The organism is Synechococcus sp. R6-10 (assembly GCF_047461815.1).
GTDB lineage: Bacteria > Cyanobacteriota > Cyanobacteriia > Thermostichales > Thermostichaceae > Thermostichus.
In genome coordinates this window covers 1-6,462 of sequence record NZ_JANSHW010000214.1, presented here as the reverse complement: position 1 = coordinate 6,462, position 6,462 = coordinate 1, and the positions used below count along the sequence as shown (strand labels likewise).

Here is a 6,462-nt window from a genome sequence, read left to right as displayed (position 1 = left end):
GAAGGAGTAGTAGATCAGGCCGACCATGTGGGGACGATTTTGGGGATCCCAGCTTTTGAGCCCTTGAATGGGTCGATCCAGCCTGGGTTTGAACTCCAGCAGATAGCCCAGCGCGCCAGGGATCTTCACCTCCCACTCGTTGCGCTCTTCGCGGTCGTTGGGCACAGCCAACAGGCTCCAGTCTGCCCGCTCGCCGGCAGGGATCGTCTCCCACTGGGCCTCCATGGCCGCCAGCTTGGCCGGCTGATAGCGATAGACTTGCTCCGCGCTCAGATGGCCGACGAACACCTGCAAAGGGGCGACCACCAGGGTCATTGCCAAGACCACTTTGAGGGAGCGGGAGAAGAACTCGCTGTGCCGCCGCTTGAGAATGTACCAGGCACTGATGCCACCGATAACAAACAAAGAGGTTTCCAAGGTGGCAAAAAACATGTGCAGAAAGCTGTTGACCATGAAGGGGTTGACAATAGCTTGCAGGTAGTCCCGCACCACAAATTTCCCATCGACGAACACGCCACCTGCCGGCGTCTGCAGCCAAGAGTTGGCCGTCAGGATCCAAAAGGTGGATAAGTTGGCGCCAAAGGCCACCAGGATCGTCGAGATCCAGTGAATCACCGGCGGGACGCGCTCCCAGCCGAACAGCATGATCCCCAGAAAGCTGGCCTCCAGCATAAAGGCCATCGTGCCCTCAAAGCCCAGGATGGTTCCAAAAAAATCTCCCACCGCTTCGGAAAAGGGTGCCCAGTTCATGCCAAACTGAAAAGCCATCGGCAAGCCTGAGGCCACGCCAATGCCAAAGTTCAACACATAGAGTTTTGACCAGAAACGAGCGTGACGATAGTAATCTAGGTTGCGGGTTTTTAGCCAAAGTCCCTCAATCACAACAAGATAAATGGCCATTCCTGTTGTTAAGACCGGCCACAACATGTGAAAAATGGCCGTGAGGGCAAATTGTAGCCGAGAAAGCGCGACGGTGTCTAGAAACATAATTTGTACCAAGTTTAGGTGGATTGATTCATGCAGCTTTTTCCGACAACATCTGCTGCAATTGATACAGCTACATCTCTTGCATGAAAAACATCTTGCTGACTGGCAGACATCAGATGAGGCCGGGAAAGCCGCGCTTTGTGGTTCCTTCTAACATCGAATCTTGGCTAAGACAATCGACAAGCCGTCCGACTCTAAAGGTTAATTTTAGGATTCTGGAAGTGTGAACCCTTTTTTGTAATTTAGACTACAAGACAAAGAGCGCACTGCGAACCTAGCGGCCAAAGCCTGGCAGGCCATTGACATAGGGTTCTGGTTTTCTTCGTCTTTAAACAACAAAAAACAACAAAACTGTTGCCCTAATAGATCGAGGAGCGATTCCCAGCAAGGGAGGACTTCCGGTTTACAGAGCCGGCAGACGGCTGCTGATTGTCCCCGGAGCCTGCCAGAATTGGGATCCCTGCTTGTTGGGATCGCAGTTTGCAGTGTGGGGTGGAAGATGTCGTTTATTCCGCTGGTGCGCTTTCTAGGCCAGTCCGGCTTGATTCAAGAGCTGGCCGCCTGCTTGAGATCGCAGCGACGGGCAAATCTGCAGGGGGCAGGGCGGATTGCCAAGGGGTTGATCGCCTCGGCTTTGGCCCAGCAGGAGGGAAGATCCCTACTGGTGGTCACCGCCACCTTGGAGGAGGCAGGCCGCTGGACAGCGCAATTGGAGGGCATGGGCTGGGAGACGGTGCAGCTCTACCCCACCTCCGAGGCTTCCCCTTACGAACCTTTTGACCTGGAACCGGAGCTGGTGTGGGGCCAGTTTCAGGTGCTGGCCGATTGCCTCCAGGGGAAGAAGGGCATGGCCATTGTGGCGACAGAGCGGGCCCTCCAACCCCACCTCCCTCCCCCAGAGGTGTTGCGGGCCTTTTGTCTCCAGCTGGAACCCGGCTTGGAGATGTTTCCCCAGCAACTGGGGCAGCAGTTGACCCGTCTGGGCTACCAGCGGGTGAGTCTGGTGGAAAGCGAGGGGCAGTGGAGCCAAAGGGGCGACATTCTCGACGTTTTCCCAGTGGCCTGCGAATGGCCGGTGCGCCTAGAGTGGTTTGGCAACGAGCTGGAGCGACTGCGGGAGTTCGACCCGGTGAGCCAGCGCTCCCAAGATGGGATCCCCCACGTTTGGCTTACTCCCACCGGCTATGGGCCTATCCTCTGGCCGGCTCTGCAGGAAAAAGCCGATCAGCTCTCCCAGGGCCTACGGCAGCAGTTGGAGCAGTCGCCGTCTCCTCCGGAGGGCTTGCGCCGTTTTCTCGGCCTGCTCTACGATCCGCCAGCCAACCTGCTGAGCTATCTGGATCCCGAGGCTTTGATCCTGATCGACGAGCCGGAGCAGTGCCAAGCCCACAGCCGGCAGTGGCTAAGCCACGCCCAGGAGCAGTGGCAGCTGGCCCGGGCCAGCGAGCCAGCTCTGGTGCCTTTCCACCGCCCCTTTGATCTCAAGGCTCCCGACTGGGATCCCTTCCCCTGCCTGTTGGCCCGCACCTTTGCCCCTGCTGGCGAAGCCGAAGCTGCCCTTGACCTAAAAAGCCGGCCTGTGCCTACTGCTCCCCACCAGTTTGGATCCCTGGCCAAAACCCTGCGCGAGTACCGCAAGCAGCAGTTGCAGGTGTGGATCCTCTCTGCCCAGCCCTCCCGCACCGTAGCTCTGCTGCAGGAACACGACTGCCCCGCCCAGTACGTGCCCAATCCCAAAGACTTCCCGGCCATCGAGCGCCAGCTGCAGTCCTACACCCCAGTGGCCCTCAAGTATTCCGGCCTGGCCGAGCTGGAGGGGGTTCTCCTGCCCACCTTGGGGTGGGTGGTGCTCACCGACCGCGAGTTTTTCGGCCAGCACAGCCTGGCCACCCCTACTTATGTGCGCAAGCGCCGCCAGGCCAGCTCTCGCCAGGTGGATCCCAACCTGCTCAAGCCAGGGGATTTTGTCGTTCACAAGGCCCATGGCATTGGCCAGTTTCTGCGCTTAGAAAGCCTCACCATTGGGGGCGAAACCCGCGAGTACCTGGTTATTCAATACAGCGATGGCCTGTTGCGGGTGGCTGCCGACCAGGTCAACTCCCTTTCCCGCTACCGCGCCAGCGGGGATGGACCACCTGCCCTGCACAAGATGTCCGGCAGCACCTGGGAAAAGACCAAACAGAAGGTGAAAAAGAGCCTGCGAAAAGTGGCCTTTGACCTGCTGCAGCTCTATGCCAAACGTGCCGAACAGGAGGGCTATGCCTTCCCGCCCGATTCTCCTTGGCAACAGGAGCTGGAAGATTCTTTCCCCTATCCCCTGACGCCGGATCAACTCCGAGCTGTCCAGGAGATCAAGCGGGATATGGAATCTCCACGCCCTATGGATCGGCTGCTGTGTGGGGACGTGGGCTTTGGCAAAACAGAGGTGGCAATCCGTGCCATTTTCAAAGCCGTAACCGCCGGCAAGCAAGTAGCTCTCCTGGCGCCAACCACCATTCTTACCCAGCAGCACTACCACACCCTCAAAGAGCGCTTTGCTCCCTATCCTATTCAAGTGGGCTTGCTCAACCGCTTCCGCACCTCGGAGGAGAAAAAAGAAATCCTATCCCGTCTCAAGAGTGGCGAACTGGATGTTGTGGTGGGCACCCACCAGCTTTTGGGCAAGGATGTGCAATTTCGGGATTTAGGCCTTTTGGTTATTGACGAAGAGCAGCGCTTTGGCGTCAACCAAAAAGAGAAAATCAAACTTCTCAAAACCCAGGTGGATGTACTCACCCTCACCGCCACCCCTATTCCCCGCACTCTGTATATGGCCTTGTCGGGTTTGCGGGAAATGAGCTTGATCCAAACTCCGCCTCCTTCCCGCCGGCCTATCAAAACTCACCTTTCTCCCTACAACCCCGAAGTCATCCGCACGGCTATCCGCCAAGAGTTGGATCGCGGCGGTCAAGTCTTCTATGTCGTCAACCGCATTGAAGGCATCGAAGAAACCAGTGCCAAATTGCGGGAGTGGGTGCCCGGTGCTCGCATTGCCATTGCCCACGGGCAGATGCCGGAAGGGGAGCTAGAGGCAACGATGCTGGCTTTTAACAATGGGGAAATCGATATCCTGGTCTGCACGACGATTATCGAATCCGGTTTGGATATTCCCCGCGTCAACACCATTTTGATTGAAAATGCTCAGGAGTTTGGATTGGCTCAGCTATACCAGCTGCGGGGGCGGGTGGGCCGGGCTGGGATCCAAGCCCATGCTTGGCTGTTTTACCGAGAAGACGGGATCCTCACCGAGGAGGCCCGCAAACGCCTACAGGCCATTCAGGAATTTACCCAACTGGGATCCGGCTATCAGTTGGCAATGCGGGATATGGAAATTCGTGGCATTGGCAACCTGCTGGGAACGGAACAATCCGGGCAAGTCAATGCGGTGGGCTTCGATCTTTACCTGGAAATGCTGCAAGAAGCCATTCGAGAAATTCGCGGCCAGGAGATCCCACAGGTGGAGGACACACAAATTGACCTCAATGTAACCGCCATGATCCCGCAAAGCTATATCCCCGACGAAGATCAAAAGATGCAGGCTTATCGACACCTGGCTGCTGCCGGCTCTCGGGTCGAGCTGTTGCAAATTGCCCAGGAATGGCAAGACCGCTTTGGCCCCCTGCCCAAGCCTACCCAGGAGCTGCTGCGGGTGATGGAGCTGAAGATCCTGGCCCGCACGCTGGGCTTTTCCCGCATTAGGCCAGCCAAGGAGCATGTCCTTTTGGAAACCCCCATGGAGGAGCCGGCTTGGAATCGCCTGAAAGAGGCTCTGCCCACTCACCTGCAGCCTCGCTTTGTTTACCAACCGGGCAAGGTGACGGTGCGGGGTCTGGGGATGGTGCCGGCGGCGCAGCAACTGGAGAACCTTTTGCAGTGGCTGGACAAGATGAGCCTGGCCCTGAGCCGGATGGAGGCTGGGATCCCAATGACCCCCTAGATCTTGCCGGATCCCTCTCGAGGCGGGCCCATGCTCTGGTGTGAGAGAGTGGAATGGCCGGCCCTCCTCTCTTCAGCGCTCCTTTTTGCATCGGCTTCGCGTTTGCATCGGGTTCGCGTCATGAAAGTTCTAGAAGCTCACCACCTCCAAAAAACCTACCGGCAAGGAGGCAGGGAGGTGCGGGCAGTGGTGGATGTCTCCCTGACGCTGGCAGCAGGGGAGATCCTGGCTTTTCTGGGGCCCAACGGGGCCGGCAAGACCACCACCATTAAGATGATTGCCGGCCTGATCCAACCCGACGCGGGCACAGTGTGCGTTCTCGGACGGGATCCCCACAGGGATCCTGGCACATTGGCCCAAGTAGGGGCAGTGCTGGAAGGCAATCGCAACCTCTACTGGCGGATGACCCCCCTACAGAACCTGGAGTACTTCGGTGTGCTGCGGGGGCTATCCCCCAGAACCGCTCGGCAACGGGGGTTAGAGCTGCTGGAGACCTTTGGCCTGCAGGAGAAACAAGATGTGGCCGTGCAAACCCTTTCGCGGGGCATGCAGCAGAAGGTGGCCATTGCCGTCGCCCTCCTGCATCAACCGGCCCTGTTGCTGCTGGATGAGCCCACCCTGGGGTTGGATGTGGAATCGGCGCAAGCGGTGAAATCCCTGATCCGCCAAATTGCCGCTTCGGGTCGAGCCATCTTGCTCACCACCCATCAACTGGATATTGCGGAAGCGCTCTCGGATCAGGTAGCCGTTATTCGACAAGGGGTGATCATCGCCCAAGCCCCCACGGGAGAGTTGATCCGGCACTTTGCCGGCGCCGTCGGTACTTACCGGATCGAGCTGGAACAGGGGCTGGATCCCTGGAGGTTTGAACAACTGGCCCGCCAAGGGGTGGAGATTCTCGGATCCCATCGGGTGCGGTTCAGCGGCCCGCCAGAGATGCTCTATCAGGTGCTGGAGATCTTGAAGCCTTTGCCCTTGCTCAGCCTCAAACGAGAGGAAGCCGATCTCACCCATATTTTCCTCGAGTTGTTGAAAAGGGGAGAGGGGCAAGGATGATGCCGGTGATACACCTGTTTTGGGCTGAACTGAAGCGGGCCTGGATCCAGTACATTCGCTATCCGGCGGAGGCCCTGGGCGGGATCCTGATCACCACGTTCTTCTTCTATGCCCTCTTTGCCGGCGCCCAATATGTGGCAGGGCCTGCCTCCCAATTTGGCGAACGGTTGGATGCGGTGGTGATCGGCTATGTGCTCTGGACGCTGGTCATTTTTGTGGTCAACGACATCGCCCTCAACCTGCAGGTGGAAGCCCAGACAGGCACCTTGGAGCAGGTGTTGCTCTCGCCATTTTCGGCAGCCACTCTCTTCTTGGCACGGGCTTGTGCCAGCTTGGTGTTGCGCTTTTCCATTGTCGTCGTCATTCTGGGCGTCATCTTATTGCTGACGGGCAGCCGGTTGCGGTTTCCCCCTGCTCTGGTGTTGCCTTTGGTGAGCGTGGTG

Annotated in this window: 4 protein-coding genes; 3 read left to right on the top strand and 1 reads right to left on the bottom strand. The window is 58.1% G+C overall.

From position 1 onward, the window contains the following. The coding region (locus tag NW837_RS06860) for a cytochrome ubiquinol oxidase subunit I (RefSeq protein ID WP_414330131.1) at positions 1 to 987 on the bottom strand (987 nt) is incomplete at its 3' end. 499 nt (positions 988 to 1,486) lie between these two features. Between NW837_RS06860 and mfd the strand changes: the two genes are divergently transcribed. The 3 genes from mfd to NW837_RS06845 all read left to right on the top strand — a co-directional run. Next, positions 1,487 to 4,963 carry a transcription-repair coupling factor gene (mfd, locus tag NW837_RS06855; protein WP_414330125.1) on the top strand — a complete coding sequence of 1,159 codons (3,477 nt, stop codon included), beginning with the start codon at positions 1,487 to 1,489 and terminating at the stop codon, positions 4,961 to 4,963. 120 nt (positions 4,964 to 5,083) lie between these two features. Next, positions 5,084 to 6,019, top strand: coding sequence for an ABC transporter ATP-binding protein (locus NW837_RS06850; protein ID WP_414330122.1), 936 nt, complete (start codon positions 5,084 to 5,086; stop codon positions 6,017 to 6,019). Then, the coding region (locus NW837_RS06845; protein ID WP_414330121.1) for an ABC transporter permease at positions 6,016 to 6,462 on the top strand (447 nt) is incomplete at its 3' end. The genes NW837_RS06850 and NW837_RS06845, both read left to right, overlap by 4 nt.